Origin of the sequence: Pseudoalteromonas sp. SIMBA_162 (genome assembly GCF_046535955.1) — a bacterium.
In the GTDB taxonomy this organism is placed as follows: Bacteria; Pseudomonadota; Gammaproteobacteria; order Enterobacterales; family Alteromonadaceae; genus Pseudoalteromonas; species Pseudoalteromonas marina.
This window is the reverse complement of sequence record NZ_JAWJBQ010000002.1, coordinates 115,496-130,855: the sequence shown is the minus strand read 5'-3', so window position 1 is coordinate 130,855 and position 15,360 is coordinate 115,496. Positions and strand designations below refer to the sequence as shown.

Sequence of the window (15,360 nt, the reverse complement as noted above, 5' to 3'; positions counted from 1 at the left end):
AAAAAAGCCATCGTGGTTGATGGCTTTTGGTTTAGGCTACTTTTTTGATTCGCCAGAGAAGGAGCTTCCTGCCGAGGCTATAATTACTAATAAGATGGCTAACCACTGCCAGAGTGTGAGTAGCTCGCCTAAAATAACAAAGGCAGCAAGTGATGCAATGGCAGGTTCAAGGCTCATCATTATGCTAAAGCCTTGAGAAGGCATATTACGCAGTGCCACCATTTCAAGCGTATAAGGTAACGCACTTGATAAAACTGCAATACCAATCCCCAGAGGAATAACTTCCCATGTGAATGCGCTTGCTTGCATAATGCCTCCGTAGGGCACAAGCACAATGGCCGCAACGGTCATACCTAGGGCAACCGTTGCACCACCTGAGCTTTGCATTCCGGTTTTTTTACCAAACAATATATAGCCAGCCCAACATGCACCTGCTGCTAAAGCTAAAATAACACCAACAGGATCTAAGCTCTCTTCACCGCTCATATCGGGCAATAAAAGTAATATACCGGCAATGGCGCAGGCAACCCAAAATAAATCGCGTTTACGGCGAGAGCTAAATAAAGCAACGGCAAGGGGGCCAGTAAACTCCAGTGCGACACCAATACCCAAGGGTATGCGCTCAATAGCGTAGTAAAACAGAATGTTCATTCCACCTAAGCTTAAACCATAAACCACAATAGCTAAGCGGTTTCCTCTGGCAGGTATATGTTTCCATGGTTTAAATACTAAACATAATATAAGTGCAGAAAAACCAAGCCTAAGCGCGGTCGTCCCTTCGGGGCCAACAATAGGGAATAGTTGCTTTGCAAACGACGCACCCGATTGAATGGTCATCATGGCAATTAATAAGCAAACAGTTGCTAATATGAAATCTTTGGTACTTGATTGCATTGTTGTCCCTAATTTAAAGCACTGCTAATAGGTGTTAATAAATTTCCACTATTTAAGATGCAATGGCTATATTTTGTGGCGGGATAATATCTGCTTTTAGTACGATTGGTAAGTGTTTGCGATTAAAAAACAGGTGTGGCTGTTTAGAGGAAGCTCTAATGAAGGGCAACAAACTAGCAAACAGGTGTTTGCTAGTATGTTTAAACTTAGTGAGCGCTTTTATTAACAAGACCGTCCAAAGAGTAAAGACCGCGTTTTTCGTCATTTTTACGTTTTATTTCTTCAAGAGCACGCGCTTCTACAGCGTCAAACAATGCATTTATCAACCGGTTGAAGTGTTTATGCATGGCCGTACGGGCTGCACTAGCGTCATGTGCTTTTAGTGCCGTGTAAATGGCGGTGTGCTCATCCATCACACATTCGTTGTTATTAGTACAAACACTACTGTAATCAGCAACAATTTGTGGGTTTTTTAATCGTAAATCCCACAAGTTAGAAACAGCAAATTCAAGCGCTTTATTGCGTGTTGCTCTGGCAATTATTTCATGGAATTCTCGGTCTGCTTGCTCTACATAAAGCCCTTTTTCCATTACTATTAGCGTTTGATTTAGCTGCTCAAGTTCTTCTTCTGTAATGCTTTGAGCGGCAAGTGCTGCAATTTCGCCTTCGATGAGTGCGCGGGCCTGAGTTAATTCAAATGCGCTGATCTCTTTTGATTTTATAGAGGCATTTTTTTGTTCAACAACATAAACACCCGAACCGGTTTTAACTTCAACCCGTCCACGTACTTCTAATGCAATAATTGCTTCTCGAATTGTTGGGCGACTTACGTCAAACATTTCTGCAAGTTCACGCTCAGGAGGTAAACGACTCCCAGCAGTAAACTCACCTTGATTTATTAAGGACTCTATTTTATCAACAATGCGCCAAAATAAGCGACGATTACCCATATTGTACCTTCATACCCTAAGGAATATTGACCATTTAGGTCTAAAAATTTATATCATTTATTAACCGACAAGGTTACCCCAAACCCCACTAATATGTCAAAATTCTAGTGTTATGATTTGGTTATAAAACAATATTGTTAGTTGCTTTGGTTTGTGTAATACCAATTTAGTTTAAAATTAAATAATTGGCTAGCTTGATTGGTTATGTTTTTGTGTGTTAGTTTGGATTTACACCGATAAAATGAGTAATGGCTGTTTTCTGATTAAGATTGAGTAATAGCTCTATTGTCAGTCAGTAATTGGTAAATACTTTAGGTCGTTATATCAAATTGATTGCCCACGGATGGGGATCGTTGTTGTAATGTCCGTAAGTAAAAGTGTGTAGTTGGTATAGTGATTTGCATTTCCCCATGGGCGTTAACTGTCGTTGTTTAACGCCCATATACAACTTACCCCAGTCAAGGGCTAAATTAATGTGTTTTATCGTTTGGATAAATCACACCTAATTGTTTACGAGCTTCGTCAAGTGCATTCATAACATCTAATGACAACGCGAAGGTGTTTACATCAGATTCCCACTGTTTTTTTTCTATGAGTTGCATAAAGTGAGCAACTTCAAACTTCATAAAATGCTCATCAAATTGTTCAGATATAATTTCTGATTCGCCATTGTTAGCAATAAACTCTACTTTTTTGAGTTGCGATACGGCTTCAATACGCATTCTGCCTAGTTCACCTTGTATTTCTGTTATGTTGTCGCCTTGCGATATTTTTGAGTAGCTAATCACAGCTTGCTTATTTGAATAATTAAGCAGTACATCGCCTGCGCCATCAACACCGGTATCTAGTAATACGCCACTTGCATTTACACTTTGCGGCGCGCCCCAAAGTGCAATTAACAAGTAAAGAGGGTATATACCTAAATCGACCAAAGCACCGTTGGCAAATTCAGGTAAAAAGGTGTTAGGGCGCTCCCCATTTTTGTACTTATCGTAACGAGATGAATATTGACTGTATTGACCTATGTACTTTCGAGGAGTGCCTATTCTGCTAAGTGCTTGCTTTAACAATGTGAAGTTAGGTAAATGGGTGGTCATCATTGCTTCCATGTATAAGCACTGGTTTTGCTTAGCGGTGGCTATGATTTCTTTTAGTTCTTGGCTATTGGCTGCGGACGGCTTTTCACCGAGTACATGTTTACCTGCGTTTAAACACCTAACCGCATACTGTTTGTGCAAGCTGTTGGGCGCGGCTATATAAACTGCGTCAACGCATTCGTCTTGGCAAACTTGTTCAATACTGGTAAACATTTTTGCATGTGTATTTTGCGGGTGCTTTGCTAAAAATGCTTCGCCGCTTGAAAGCGCGCGAGAGCAAACCCCGTATAAATTAAAATCAGCGAGGGTATTAGCAGCGTCAAGTAATGTGTCGCTGATAAAATTAGTACCTACAATTACAAAGTTCATACTCATTCCTTAGAATTATGTTTATTTAAGTTTATCATTTTTTTAGCTCTGTATGCTCGCGGAGAATAACCAAACCAACGTTTTACACTGGCGCTAAGAGTTGCTTGTTCTTGATAACCTAATAGCTCTGAGATGGTTGAAATACTGTAATGGTTTTGCGCCAAATAGTGCGCAGCTAATGAGCGCCGGGTTGAGTCTTTTAGTTTTACAAAGCTTGTGTTGTGTTTATTTAACTCTCTGTGCAATGTTCTTGGGTGCATACCCAGCGCTGCTGCTATGGTTTCGTTTGTGCATTGATATATTGGCAACATGGGCCTAATTAACGCGCTTACTTGAGTTGGCAGGGATTGATTTTGCTGTTCGCTTTGAGCTAAAAACTGCAGCGCGGCAGGTACTTTATCGTACTGGGGTTGTGCAATTGATAATGCTAAATCTGTTTTTAAAATAACAATACCGGCACTATTTCTATTGTGCGTGACTTTGCAGCCAAAGTAAGTGTTATATGCGCGGGTATTAGCAAGTTGCTTTTGAGGTAAGAATACCGATTGTGGTTTACAGGTGTTATTACTTAATTTTTTTATTACTCCCATGGCGAGGCCGATAGTTAGTTCTAAAACCTGGGTTGTTTTAGGTAATGGGGTTAAGTTTATTTGAAATGATAAAAAGAGTGTTTTATCAGCCTCTAACGGATGAATAGTTAAGCTTAAAGCGGGAGTGTGTAGGTGCAAATATTTAATAACCCAGTTGAGGGCGTCACCTAAATTAGTGCTACTTTTTGCTGCTATAGCAATAGGGCCAAGTATATCAAAGCTCTGCTTATTGGCTAGTTGCAGCCCAAAGCTTGGGCAGTTGAGCGTATGTGCACAATGCTCAAGGAGTTCGGCGTAAGTACTATAGGGCAAGTATTGTTGCTCTAAGTTATTAAAGCAAATGTTAAGGCCAAGCTGTGTCATTATTTGTGATATGTCAGCGCCTAAGCTCTTAACAAGCGAGTCTATCCCTTGTAGTGATGTGGCCTTAATAAAATTTTTCATGCATTACTCCAGCAACTTGGTGTCTAAAAATATCAAGTTTTGATGTGTTTTTCTATGCAGTATTAATAAGGTATTAATTTTTCATAAGGGCTCACATGCAGAGCACAACATTTGATTACATTGTTATAGGGGCAGGTAGTGCTGGGTGTGTTATTGCTTCGCGTTTATCTGAAGATAAAAATGTGAGTGTATGTTTAATTGAAGCCGGCGGGGGCGATAAAAGCGCTCTTGTTCAAATGCCAGCTGCAGTTGCTGCCAGCGTGCCTTATGGTATTAACAGTTGGCACTATAATACAGTACCCCAAAAAGCACTTAACAATCGGTGCGGTTTTATGCCAAGGGGTAAAGTGCTCGGTGGTTCAAGCTCAGTCAATGCAATGGTTTATATTCGAGGTAATAAACACGATTATGATGAGTGGGAAAAGCAGGGGAACATGGGCTGGGATTATAAAAGCATGTTGCCCTATTTTATAAAAGCTGAAAACAACAGTGCATTTATAAATAACTCTTTGCATGGAGTCGATGGACCGCTTTATGTACAAGAGCTAAATACGCCAAGTTCTGTTAATCAGTATTTTTTAAATGCTTGCGCTGAACAAGGGGTACCGCTAAATGATGATATTAACGGTAAAGAACAAAGTGGTGCACGTTTGTCGCAGGTTACACAGCATAAAGGAGAACGTTGTAGTGCAGCGAAAGCGTATTTAACACCTAATTTAAATAGGGATAACCTAACCGTATTCACACATTGCCACGTTAAAAAAATAAATATAAAAAATAAAACTGCGCAAGGAGTGCAAATAACACGTAACAAACAGCAAATAGAGTTAACGGCTAATAAAGAGGTGATTTTGAGTGCGGGGGCTATTAATTCGCCGCAAATTTTAATGTTGTCGGGGATTGGACCAAAAGAGCAATTAAAATTACATAATATTGATGTGAAGGTTGTGTTAGAAGGAGTTGGTGAAAATTTACAAGACCACCTTACAGTGGTTCCACTTTTTAAAGCCAATAATAGTGCCGGTACGTTTGGTATAAGCCCAAAAGGTGCGCTTCAAGTTACCAAAGGGGTTGCAGATTGGTTTAGTAAACGAAACGGATGTTTAACAAGTAACTTTGCGGAGTCTCATGCGTTTATTAAATTATTTAAAGATTCGCCGGCACCTGATGTTCAACTCGAATTTGTAATTGGGCTAGTAGACGATCATAGTCGCAAGTTGCATTATGGGCATGGGTACAGTATTCATAGCAGTATTATGCGACCTAAAAGTAGAGGGACTATCAAGCTTGCAAACAATGACCCCCATACAGCACCGCTGATTGATCCTAATTATTTAAGCCATCAAGATGACTTAAACATAATGTTGTTGGGTTTGAAAAAAACACTCGCAATAATGAATAGCCCAGCCTTTGATGAAATACGTGCAGATATGGTTTATCCACTCGATATAAATAATGATCAGCAGTTAATAGAGTTTATTCGTGAAACAGCTGACACTGAATATCATCCCGTTGGGACATGTAAAATGGGTAAGGACGAGATGTCGGTTGTTGACAGCAAGTTAAAAGTGCATGGCGTTAATAATTTACGTGTTGTTGACGCGTCGATAATGCCCACAATTGTCACAGGTAACACTAATGCCCCTGTTATAGCGATTGCAGAAAAAGCGGCTGACTTAATTAAGGCAGCCAATAGTTAGCTATAAAAGGTGTTTAGCCAGTGTTGCCAATCAGATTCTAGGCGTAACATTTGCAAGTGCTTTTTAGCTTTAAGATGTTTTGCTTGGTCTTCTTCTGCGATGAACGGTCCAACTCGGCAAAGCGCGCAATGGTTTGATGTTAAGTAGCTGGGTTTGGTTAATTGTTTGGCTAGTTGGGGTTCTAAGGTGCTACTTTTTGGGCTAAATACATACGTGATCCCGCTGGTGTCTTTGACGTGTTTGTCACGGTCAACATTACGAATTTTATATCCCGAAAAACGTGTTATATCAAATGGCATTTGGCCACAATATTTGCTGCTTAAGCGTTCGTTTAAACTGCCTTCTATGTTCCATTCAAGATAAGGTTTTACATCTTTAGAGGTTATAAAGCAAAGCATTGGGCCATTTGGGTTTAACGCAAACTCAGTGGCATATTTAATAAATTGATGTAATAGGGCTCTGTTTAAAACGTTCATACTTGATTGACGAGTGCTAGCTTCAAACGCCTCTTTACCTACAAATGCAGGAATAAGTGGGAACTGAAAAATGACTACATCAAAGTATTGGTTGTTACTTTTTAATGTTTGCCAACACGCTTTGCTCGTCACATCAAAATTATTAAGAACGTTAACACTGCATTCACGCAATTTTTTTAAAGCGTTATCAGGGTATTTTTGTTCTATGGTTTGTGCGCTATCGTAAGTTGAGGCGACTAACTTATTTGGTTTTACGTGCTCAAAAATCGCATGAGAAAACGATAAGTCGCCATCGCCAACAGTAAGTATTCGCCAATTAGGATTTAAGTACATACTTTGCTATGTGTTTTGCTTATTAACGTTTTGAAGTTGCTTATTCGCCGTATTTAAACGCTCAAAAGCAAGCCTTGTTTTTAGGCCTTCGATGGCTATTTGCTTAATAATTAAGTTAAAAGTGATTACAATTGCAAATGCAAAATGCAGTGGGCCATCTGTAAACCCACCGTCCGCTTTATATAACGTTACGCCAAATAATATGAGCAAAACAACTAGAAATATCTCAATAAGTTGATTTGAATAAAAGTTGAGGCGGTTTTCATTTTTGTGATCTTTTTTAATGCTAATAGCGCAAAAAAATGGAATGACCTTGATTTTGAAAGCGGCGTTTTTTTCTACATAGTTTTCGCCAAGCTCGTCAAGCTGCTGGCGTAATTGGTCAATCATGGTGAGTCCTCAAATAGCTGTGCGCGGATGGTACATTATTACCGCGCAATATTTAAGGTAATAGCTACTATTTTGGGTAAATACTCATACCAATAATAAATATGTGGCATACAAACACGACCGACGTCAGCACAAAGCGCATTTTTTGATAGTCTTTGTCGTAGGTTTGCCACTGTGATGTTGATTTTTCAAAAAGTAGAACAAGCCAAAAACTCAGCGATAACCACCCTAAAACCCATTCAACAGGTAAAAATGCTAAAAATGGTACCGGAATAACAGGTAGTACCGCTTTTATTGCATCAGCATAGCTTTGCTGGCCGGCATGCCAAAGATTACCTGCCATAAAAGCAAGAATAGCAATGCTATAAAACGTAAAAAACTCTAAGTTAACACTGTTACTACCGAGCATCAGCGGCCACGCTAAACAGGCTAGAAATGGTATTAGGCCAAGATAGCCTAATTGGATGTGATTGATAAACTTGTTCATAACAGTGTGCCCTGAGTATTTTTAATAGTAAGCGAGGCAATTGTATCAGCCTTACGCGCGCAAACCGATAAATTGCAATAAATTAACTACGAATCTAGTTATTATTTAGTTTCATCCTAAAAATCGATTGTTTTAATCTAAACAATCAATTTTATTTAATTTATCGATGGGCTTATTGTATTAATCAAGCCAGCAAGGTTAGCCAACAAATCTCGCTTTGCTTGGTAACTTAAATTAATAAATTAAATATAAATGAGGAATACTATGAGCACTTCATTAATCAACACAAAAATTCAACCTTTTAACGCAACTGCATACCACAATGGTGATTTTGTAGAAGTATCTGAAAAAGATGTACTTGGTAAGTGGTCAATCTTCTTCTTTTACCCAGCAGATTTCACATTTGTATGTCCTACTGAACTTGGCGATGTTGCTGATTACTACGAGCAACTACAAGAAATGGGTGTAGAAGTTTACTCAGTATCAACTGATACTCATTTTACTCATAAAGCATGGCACGATACGTCAGACACAATCGGTAAAATTAAATTCCCGATGATTGGCGACCCAACAGGCCGTATTACTCGCAGCTTTGGCGTTATGATTGAAGATGATGGCCTAGCACTTCGTGGTACGTTTGTAATGAACCCTGAAGGTGAAATTAAAGTAATTGAAACTCACGATTTAGGCATTGGCCGTAGCGCTAAAGAGCTAGTGCGTAAAGTACAAGCTGCACAATACATTGCAACTCACGACGGTGAAGTTTGTCCAGCATCTTGGCAGCCAGGTGAGGACACACTTGCTCCTTCACTAGACCTAGTTGGTAAAATCTAAGTATAGATTACCTCAACTGTAAGGGCAGGTAACTGCCCTTAAACCAATAAATATTCGTTTATTGGTGCCTCCTATCTCAATATTGTAATTAAGCACATGCATTTATTGGCATGAGAGGCTTGCTGTTTAAATTTTCCTAAAAAGGGTTAAGCCATGTTAGATAACAACATTAAAAATCAATTAAAAAGCCATTTCGAATCGCTTACTCAACCTGTTGAGCTGCTTATTGCCTTGGATGACAGCAAAAAATCAACAGAAGTAGAAAGCTTAGCAAATGATTTAGCATCATTAAGCGATAAGTTTACGGTAGTTAACAACCCAGATACCAGCGCACGCCGCCCGTCTATGGTTGTACATTCACCAGTTAAAAATACCCATATTACGTTTGCAGGCGTACCGATGGGACACGAATTTACAAGTTTAGTGTTGGCGCTTTTACATACTGGCGGGCATGCAAGTAAAGCAAAAAGCGAAGACATTGAACAGATACAATCACTTGATCAAGAACTTAATTTTGAAATTTACATTAGCTTGAGCTGCCAAACGTGCCCTCAAGTAGTACAGGCGCTAAATACAATGGCCGCGACTAATAGCAAAATTAAAGCAACAATGATTGATGGCGCACTATTTCAAGAGGAAGTAGAAGAGCGCAACATTTTAGCCGTACCGGCTGTTTATTTAAATGGCGAACCATTTAGCCAAGGTGCATTAAGCCTAACTGACATTTTAAACAAGGTAGATAGTAAAGGTGCAGCACGCCAAGCAGCGGCACTGAGTGAAAAAGATGAATTTGACGTACTAGTAGTTGGTGGTGGGCCTGCGGGTGCCTCAGCTGCTATTTACTCTGCACGTAAAGGCTTAAATACAGGTGTTGTAGCTGAACGTTTTGGTGGGCAAGTTGCTGACACATTAGCTATTGAAAACTTTATATCTGTTAAAGCCACTGAAGGGCCAAAACTTGTTGCACAGCTTGAAGAGCATGTTAAAGAGTACGATGTTGATGTAATGCATAACCAACGTGCTGCAGGACTTGAACGCGTTAATAACAAATACGAAATTACGCTTGAGAACGGGGCTACTTTAAAAGCTAAATCACTTGTTTTAGCAACCGGTGCACGCTGGCGTGAAATGAACGTACCCGGTGAGCAAGAGTACCGCGGACATGGTGTAGCATACTGCCCGCATTGTGATGGCCCTTTGTTTAAAGGTAAGCCTGTAGCAGTGATTGGTGGTGGTAACTCAGGTATTGAAGCGGCAATCGATTTAGCAAACATTGTTGAGCACGTAACGGTACTTGAGTTTGCAGATACACTTCGCGCCGATGAAGTACTTATTCGCAAAGCGAAAAGCTTAAATAATATTACTATTATCAAAAACGCCCAAACTACAGAAGTACTTGGCGATGGTAAAAAGGTAACAGGACTCACGTACACAGACCGAGTATCAGGTGATAGCAAGGCACTTACTCTAGCGGGTATTTTTGTACAAATAGGCTTAATTCCTAACACTGAGTGGTTAAAAATTAGTGACTTAGCGCTAAGTAAATTTGGTGAAATATTAATTGATGCAAAAGGTGCTACTTCATTACCGGGTGTTTATGGCGCAGGTGATGCAACAAATACCCCATTTAAGCAAATTATTATTGCCATGGGCAGTGGTGCAACAGCAAGTTTAGGTGCTTTTGATTACTTAATTCGCAACAGCGAAGAAAGCGAGCAAGACAAAACAGCTGCTTAACGTGCAAAACTTCTCTTGATATAACAGCAAGGTACACCCATCGCTGTTTGTTAACCCAAGCCGCCCTCTCCAAAGGCGGCTTTTTTATGGCGTAATTAATCATATATAAATAGGTTAATCGCCACCGCCACCGCCACCACAGCCAGAATCTGAACCGCTGCAATTATTATCAGAGTAACTTGTACTAGTATTATATGTGGTTGCACCTTGTTTTGAGTTTGTAGTGACAAAGGTAAGTAGTAGTAAAAAGCCACTAATAATTAAAATTACCATGATTGACTGCCAATCCTGTGACGAATAACCGACATAAAGTGACAAAGCTAAAATAGTAATCAAAATGGTCCGAGCTATTAATTTCATTGTTATTTCCTTTTACTTACTGTCAGGTACATTTAATGTAATTTTGGCTTAACGGTTTTTATTGCTGATGCGATAGCGAGCTCAAGTGAGTACATTTTAAAAGGTTTTGATATAAACATATCCATGCCAGCTTGTTTACAGGCAAGTTTGTCTTGAGACGATGTATTAGCAGTTAATGCAACAATATACGTTTTATTAGTAGGGCAAATTTTTTGTTCTCTTAACTGCTTAGTTGCTTCAAAACCGTCTAAAATAGGCATAATACAGTCCATGAAAATAAGGTCATACGGCTTTTGCTTACATTTTAAAACAGCGTCTTGACCATCAACCGCAAAGTCGGGGTGTATATTAAGCTTATTTAGGGATGCGTTAAGCACTAATCTATTGATGTCGTTGTCATCAACAACAAGCACAGATAACTCGCTTGTGTTTAAATCAATGTTAGCGAGCGGTTTATTTTCAAGTGCTTGCTCTTCACCTCGGGTTATAGGGATATAAACTGAAAATGTAGAGCCTTTATTAATTTCGCTACTGACTTCAATTTTACCGCCCATGTACTGAACAAGTTCTTTTACAATTGCTAAGCCTAGACCTGTACCGCCTTTTGTATTTTTAGCATCGACTTCTTGCGTAAATGGTGAAAATAGCGATTTAAGAAATTCAGGAGTCATCCCTCTGCCTGAGTCAGTCACGGTAATAGTGAGTGACAAAGCGTCGTCAATATTGGTTAAAAACGTGTCCAGCTTTACACTACCTTTTTCTGTAAACTTTAATGCATTACTGAGTAAATTGGAGGTAATTTGGCTTAGGCGCGTGTTGTCGAAAAAGGCCCAGCAATCGTCATTAATTTCATTTTTCACTTCAAGTGCGACACGCTTTTCAGTAAATAAAGGGGTATAAAGTGAAACAAGGTCAGTGAAAACAGTTTTTAATAAAACATTGTTTGGTTCAAGCTTAAGCTCGCCATGATTAATTTTTGAGAAATCAAGAACCTCATTAATAATATTCAATAATATGTCTGAGCTGCGTAGCGCAACTTTAATTTTTTCTGTTCTTTTTTGTTCATCATGCTCATCTATCAAGTTGGTGAGCATGCCTGTAATACCATTGAGTGGCGTTCTGAGTTCATGGCTAATTTTTGCAAAAAGCATGCTTCTATCAAAAAGTAAGCGTTCAGCCTCTGCTTTTTTGCTTTTAAGTTCTTCACGAAGAGTCATCGACTCTGTTACATCTTGAAACGTGCCAAATAACCTTACGCAGGTGTCGCCTTCAAATTCAGCTTCTCCAAAGGTCGATACCCAAATGTTGTTATTTTTTGCAGTAACAATTTCAAGGTCTAAATTCCACTTTTCGCCTTTGCTAACGGCTAACTCTACTGCTTTGGTAATATTTTCTCTGCTAGATCCCTCTTTATAGAAGTTAATTGCTGTTTCCATAAGAGGTTGATAGTTTTCATCAACTTCATGAATAAGCTTAGTTTGTTTGCTCCAATAAATTTTATTGTGGGCAATATCAACTTCCCAAGTTCCTATATTCGCAACGCTTTCAAGCTTAACAAGGCTATTACTATTTTTTATTAGGCGATCTTTTGTTTGGTTTCTGGCAAATTCCGCACCTAACCATTGTGCAAATAATTCTATATAATCATAGGCTTGGTCTGTAAAAACAGGCGATGAATCAGCAGAAGAAAAGTTAACGGTTCCAAACACTTCATTACCTATTTTAATAGGAGCACCAATGTAGGATTCCAGTTGGAAATTAGCAAAGCAAGGGTGGTCTGCAATTTCGCTCTGAGATACATTGTGAAATGCGAGGGCTGAGCCTGCTTTGAGGGTGTGTGTGCAGTAAGTACCTTCTAGGTCAAATTGTGTACCTATAGCAAGATCGTTGTTAGGGGTAACCGCATATAAAACAGTGTAACACTGGTCTTCAACCTTACTGATAATAGCTAAATCAAGATTAAAAACGTTAAGCCCAAACGTTAATAGCTTTTGCGTTTTGTTGTCAAATGATAAACTTTGATCAGAGACTATGTCGTGAAATTGCCTAAGAAAATTCAATAGAAAAACCCTATGGTATTAATTTTTTAAAACTTTATTTAGCAAGCTTAGAATAACGTTAAAAAGTGATAAAAAGCTATTACTATCTCGGCAACTAAATACATAAAAACACGATTTGATTAAAATATAGATTTAGCGTATCTGTGTGCACGTTATTTAATCTAGTATGTTGAGTTAGGTGTGTACTCTGGGTTGATATCTCCATCAACTTCTTCTGGATCAACATCGTTTATCAGCAGTGTTTCTCTTACGGCTTCTATATGATCAAGGACCGTTTGATAACGCTCACCATATTCATATTTAGTCACTTCAATAGCTTTTGGCATATATGTAAACGCTATTTTAAGAGCATGAAGTGCATCGTCATTTATTTTTTCACTCATATTTTTCTCCTGACTAAATTAATATCGGCGGTTAAAGTATTTTCTTTAATTGTTTATTTTAGGGTGCTTGCAAGTGAGCACGCGCTTCAGTTATGCCCATTTGGTATCCTTTATTTAAAATATTAAACGATTTAGTGGTTCTGCCCACTTTAAAGTGCTTTGGTGGTGCAATAATATTAACTATACAATCGCTGGGTGGGTTTTCTATAAAATCGATACTTTTATTATAAACGTCAGCTCTATTTAATGCTGCATTTATGAGTGCAGGATAGCCCTTATAAATTTGTTTAGTGAGCCAAGACGTTTTTGTCGCTTTTTTTTTGTACCCTCGTGAACGTGACAAGATAACCGTTATTTCGCGCGCCCCCATTTCATACGCCTTGATAACAGGAATAGAGTCTGCAACTCCACCATCCGTCATAGGTGTGTTATTTATAATCGGGTAATCACGATATGCAATAGGAATTGCGCAGGATGCTTTTAATTGCTCAACCATATTGTCGTTTGTTGCTTCTAAATAATAGGCTTTACCTGAATCTATAGCGGTAGTAACAATATAAAACGGTTGTGGGTTTTGCTCAAATATTTCGGTTTGTAGACGAATTTCACGAATAGTTTCTTCCCATAACCAATCAAGGTCAAATAAGTGACCACCTTTTAAAAACCGAGCCAGATTAATAAACTCCGGCCTACATGAATAATCTGTTATCACTTTGTAGTTTCGCATGGGTTGCTTACATAAGAATGCAGCTACATTTGTTGCTCCTGCAGAAACGCCAAAGTAACAATCAAAGGGCTGATGATTTTGTGATAAAAATTCATCAAGGACACCTGCAGCAAATATACCGCGCATTGCGCCACCTTCGACTACAAGTGCATGTTTTATATTTTTAGCCATAATTGTAACTCCTTTTAATCTGACTTTATGTTACCAACTATGGCGAGTGAGGGCGACTTATAAAACACATACTATCAATAAGTTGCATTCCTATTAAAAGTTAATTCAATATTAAAAAAGCAATAAATCAGACATTTAATTTAATAAATATGTTGGTAGTTAATATATTAATTAATCGGCATACTATTTTTAGAAATTTTATGGCTGTAATTACATCGCACTGAGTTATATTTTTTGTTAATGTTAGGCTTTAAGCTTATGTTAATAATAAACCTTAAACGGGTTACTGATACTGCAACATTAAGATGGATAATACGCGTCAATATTTTTGCATAAATTGACAAGTTTATAGTTATTATATCGCGAATGTAAGTCAGTATGATTTAGCCGTTGTCGCTATCGAGCCCGTTATTTAAGAACCTTGTGCTGCGATTAATTGTACTAAGGTCATAGTTTGCTCCTACAAGGTAAATAAACTCTAAAATGAGCGATTTTAAAATCACCTTATTTAATAATACGCAAAATCAGCTTGGCGAAAGTCCGCTATGGCACCCAATGTTGGCAACACTCTTTTGGGTTGATATCAATGAAAAACTGTTATTTTGTTGCTCACTCGATGAACCAGCAAATGCTTACTCGGTTGAAATGCCTTTTATAGTGACAGCTATAGCTTGGCAAGATAAAGAGCATTTAATTTTAGGAACTGAATCTGGAATTTACCGTTATCATATAAAGCGTAAAATACCTCAGTTAATTAAGGAACTTGAAAGTGGTGACTCGAATAGGCGCTCAAACGATGGGCGTGCCGATCCCTGGGGTGGTTTTTGGTTAAGTACAATGGATAAGACTGCCGAAAAAGGGCAGGGCAAGATATACCGCTATTACAATAAAAAGCTAGATTGCATTGTGACTGATTTAACCATTCCTAATGGTTTGTGTTTTGATAAAGCTCGCTCTCGTGGATACTATTGTGACTCTTTTACAAGCTGTCTTTACGTTCTTGACCTTGATGTTAATACAGGTGAAGTTGCTGGCACAGCGAAGGTATTCTATCAATTTAATAACACCGATGTAGATCCCGATGGTTGCGTAATCGACAGTATTGGTAACTTGTGGTTAGCGGTATGGGGAATGGGCTGTATTATGTGTTTATCGCCTGATGCAGAAGTAATTCATACAATAAAAGTAAATAACCTCAATCCTACATGTACAGCATTTGGCGGCAAACAAGGTGAGCTGCTATTTGTGACTTCAGCATTATGCGACTCTAATAAGGACTTACAAAATATACAAGGGACGACACTTAAAATTAGCGGGATAAAAAACGGGCAACTCGAGCCACCCGTTATTTTATAATT

At 38.6% G+C, this 15,360-nt stretch carries 15 protein-coding genes; 4 read left to right on the top strand and 11 right to left on the bottom strand.

What is annotated here, in order from left to right; translation table 11 throughout:
* Nucleotides 1-36: 36 nt before the first annotated feature.
* From R0J88_RS02260 to R0J88_RS02245, 4 genes are all read right to left on the bottom strand, one after another.
* The gene (locus R0J88_RS02260; protein WP_138739589.1) at nucleotides 37-894 is read right to left on the bottom strand and encodes an EamA family transporter; all 858 of its coding nucleotides are present in this window, start codon (nucleotides 892-894) and stop codon (nucleotides 37-39) included.
* Between the two features lie 206 nt (nucleotides 895-1,100).
* Complete coding sequence (locus R0J88_RS02255; RefSeq protein WP_410898931.1) at nucleotides 1,101-1,844, bottom strand: FadR/GntR family transcriptional regulator; 744 nt, start codon at nucleotides 1,842-1,844, stop codon at nucleotides 1,101-1,103.
* Between the two features lie 470 nt (nucleotides 1,845-2,314).
* Complete coding sequence (locus R0J88_RS02250; RefSeq protein ID WP_410898930.1) at nucleotides 2,315-3,310, bottom strand: Gfo/Idh/MocA family protein; 996 nt, start codon at nucleotides 3,308-3,310, stop codon at nucleotides 2,315-2,317.
* A gap of 2 nt (nucleotides 3,311-3,312) precedes the next feature.
* Entirely contained in the window at nucleotides 3,313-4,344 is a 1,032-nt protein-coding gene (locus R0J88_RS02245) for an AraC family transcriptional regulator (RefSeq protein ID WP_058429863.1), read from the bottom strand.
* Nucleotides 4,345-4,439: 95 nt separating this feature from the next.
* Here R0J88_RS02245 and R0J88_RS02240 point away from each other — a divergent pair, with 95 nt between their 5' ends.
* On the top strand, nucleotides 4,440-6,044 hold the full coding sequence (locus R0J88_RS02240; protein ID WP_410898929.1) for a GMC family oxidoreductase: 1,605 nt from the start codon (nucleotides 4,440-4,442) through the stop codon (nucleotides 6,042-6,044).
* On the opposite strand, the gene R0J88_RS02235 is transcribed toward R0J88_RS02240, so the two are convergent.
* From R0J88_RS02235 to R0J88_RS02225, 3 genes are all read right to left on the bottom strand, one after another.
* Nucleotides 6,041-6,853, bottom strand: coding sequence for a class I SAM-dependent methyltransferase (locus R0J88_RS02235; RefSeq protein ID WP_410898928.1), 813 nt, complete (start codon nucleotides 6,851-6,853; stop codon nucleotides 6,041-6,043). The two genes, R0J88_RS02240 and R0J88_RS02235, sit on opposite strands and share 4 nt — an antisense overlap.
* A 6-nt stretch (nucleotides 6,854-6,859) precedes the next feature.
* The gene (locus R0J88_RS02230) at nucleotides 6,860-7,243 is read right to left on the bottom strand and encodes a hypothetical protein (RefSeq protein ID WP_006791613.1); all 384 of its coding nucleotides are present in this window, start codon (nucleotides 7,241-7,243) and stop codon (nucleotides 6,860-6,862) included.
* A 67-nt stretch (nucleotides 7,244-7,310) separates the two neighbouring features.
* Nucleotides 7,311-7,730: a DUF3429 domain-containing protein gene (locus R0J88_RS02225; RefSeq protein ID WP_058429860.1), complete on the bottom strand. Its 420-nt coding sequence runs from the start codon at nucleotides 7,728-7,730 to the stop codon at nucleotides 7,311-7,313.
* Between the two features lie 264 nt (nucleotides 7,731-7,994).
* Between R0J88_RS02225 and ahpC the strand changes: the two genes are divergently transcribed.
* Together ahpC and ahpF are read left to right on the top strand one after the other, a co-directional pair.
* A complete protein-coding gene (gene ahpC / locus R0J88_RS02220) occupies nucleotides 7,995-8,564 on the top strand; it encodes an alkyl hydroperoxide reductase subunit C (protein WP_004587118.1) in 570 nt (189 codons plus the stop codon).
* A gap of 153 nt (nucleotides 8,565-8,717) precedes the next feature.
* Nucleotides 8,718-10,301, top strand: a complete 1,584-nt coding sequence (ahpF, locus tag R0J88_RS02215; RefSeq protein ID WP_243533924.1) for an alkyl hydroperoxide reductase subunit F — start codon at nucleotides 8,718-8,720, stop codon at nucleotides 10,299-10,301.
* Nucleotides 10,302-10,415: 114 nt separating this feature from the next.
* On the opposite strand, the gene R0J88_RS02210 is transcribed toward ahpF, so the two are convergent.
* The 4 genes from R0J88_RS02210 to R0J88_RS02195 all read right to left on the bottom strand — a co-directional run bounded on the left by R0J88_RS02210 (nucleotide 10,416) and on the right by R0J88_RS02195 (nucleotide 14,002).
* Nucleotides 10,416-10,661: a hypothetical protein gene (locus R0J88_RS02210; RefSeq protein WP_410898927.1), complete on the bottom strand. Its 246-nt coding sequence runs from the start codon at nucleotides 10,659-10,661 to the stop codon at nucleotides 10,416-10,418.
* A gap of 32 nt (nucleotides 10,662-10,693) precedes the next feature.
* A complete protein-coding gene (locus tag R0J88_RS02205) occupies nucleotides 10,694-12,721 on the bottom strand; it encodes an ATP-binding protein (protein ID WP_410898926.1) in 2,028 nt (675 codons plus the stop codon).
* Nucleotides 12,722-12,882: 161 nt separating this feature from the next.
* On the bottom strand, nucleotides 12,883-13,104 hold the full coding sequence (locus tag R0J88_RS02200) for a hypothetical protein (RefSeq protein WP_006791618.1): 222 nt from the start codon (nucleotides 13,102-13,104) through the stop codon (nucleotides 12,883-12,885).
* A gap of 58 nt (nucleotides 13,105-13,162) precedes the next feature.
* Nucleotides 13,163-14,002: a patatin family protein gene (locus tag R0J88_RS02195; protein ID WP_008129729.1), complete on the bottom strand. Its 840-nt coding sequence runs from the start codon at nucleotides 14,000-14,002 to the stop codon at nucleotides 13,163-13,165.
* A gap of 483 nt (nucleotides 14,003-14,485) precedes the next feature.
* Here R0J88_RS02195 and R0J88_RS02190 point away from each other — a divergent pair, with 483 nt between their 5' ends.
* Nucleotides 14,486-15,358, top strand: a complete 873-nt coding sequence (locus R0J88_RS02190) for an SMP-30/gluconolactonase/LRE family protein (RefSeq protein ID WP_410898925.1) — start codon at nucleotides 14,486-14,488, stop codon at nucleotides 15,356-15,358.
* The last annotated feature ends 2 nt before the right edge of the window (nucleotides 15,359-15,360 follow it).

Coding starts and splice junctions, on each gene's coding strand:
- R0J88_RS02260 (WP_138739589.1), bottom strand. CDS start 894: ATGCAATCAAGTACCAAAGATTTCATATTAGCAACTGTTTGCTTATTA.
- R0J88_RS02255 (WP_410898931.1), bottom strand. CDS start 1,844: ATGGGTAATCGTCGCTTATTTTGGCGCATTGTTGATAAAATAGAGTCC.
- R0J88_RS02250 (WP_410898930.1), bottom strand. CDS start 3,310: ATGAACTTTGTAATTGTAGGTACTAATTTTATCAGCGACACATTACTT.
- R0J88_RS02245 (WP_058429863.1), bottom strand. CDS start 4,344: ATGAAAAATTTTATTAAGGCCACATCACTACAAGGGATAGACTCGCTT.
- R0J88_RS02240 (WP_410898929.1), top strand. CDS start 4,440: ATGCAGAGCACAACATTTGATTACATTGTTATAGGGGCAGGTAGTGCT.
- R0J88_RS02235 (WP_410898928.1), bottom strand. CDS start 6,853: ATGTACTTAAATCCTAATTGGCGAATACTTACTGTTGGCGATGGCGAC.
- R0J88_RS02230 (WP_006791613.1), bottom strand. CDS start 7,243: ATGATTGACCAATTACGCCAGCAGCTTGACGAGCTTGGCGAAAACTAT.
- R0J88_RS02225 (WP_058429860.1), bottom strand. CDS start 7,730: ATGAACAAGTTTATCAATCACATCCAATTAGGCTATCTTGGCCTAATA.
- ahpC (WP_004587118.1), top strand. CDS start 7,995: ATGAGCACTTCATTAATCAACACAAAAATTCAACCTTTTAACGCAACT.
- ahpF (WP_243533924.1), top strand. CDS start 8,718: ATGTTAGATAACAACATTAAAAATCAATTAAAAAGCCATTTCGAATCG.
- R0J88_RS02210 (WP_410898927.1), bottom strand. CDS start 10,661: ATGAAATTAATAGCTCGGACCATTTTGATTACTATTTTAGCTTTGTCA.
- R0J88_RS02200 (WP_006791618.1), bottom strand. CDS start 13,104: ATGAGTGAAAAAATAAATGACGATGCACTTCATGCTCTTAAAATAGCG.
- R0J88_RS02195 (WP_008129729.1), bottom strand. CDS start 14,002: ATGGCTAAAAATATAAAACATGCACTTGTAGTCGAAGGTGGCGCAATG.
- R0J88_RS02190 (WP_410898925.1), top strand. CDS start 14,486: ATGAGCGATTTTAAAATCACCTTATTTAATAATACGCAAAATCAGCTT.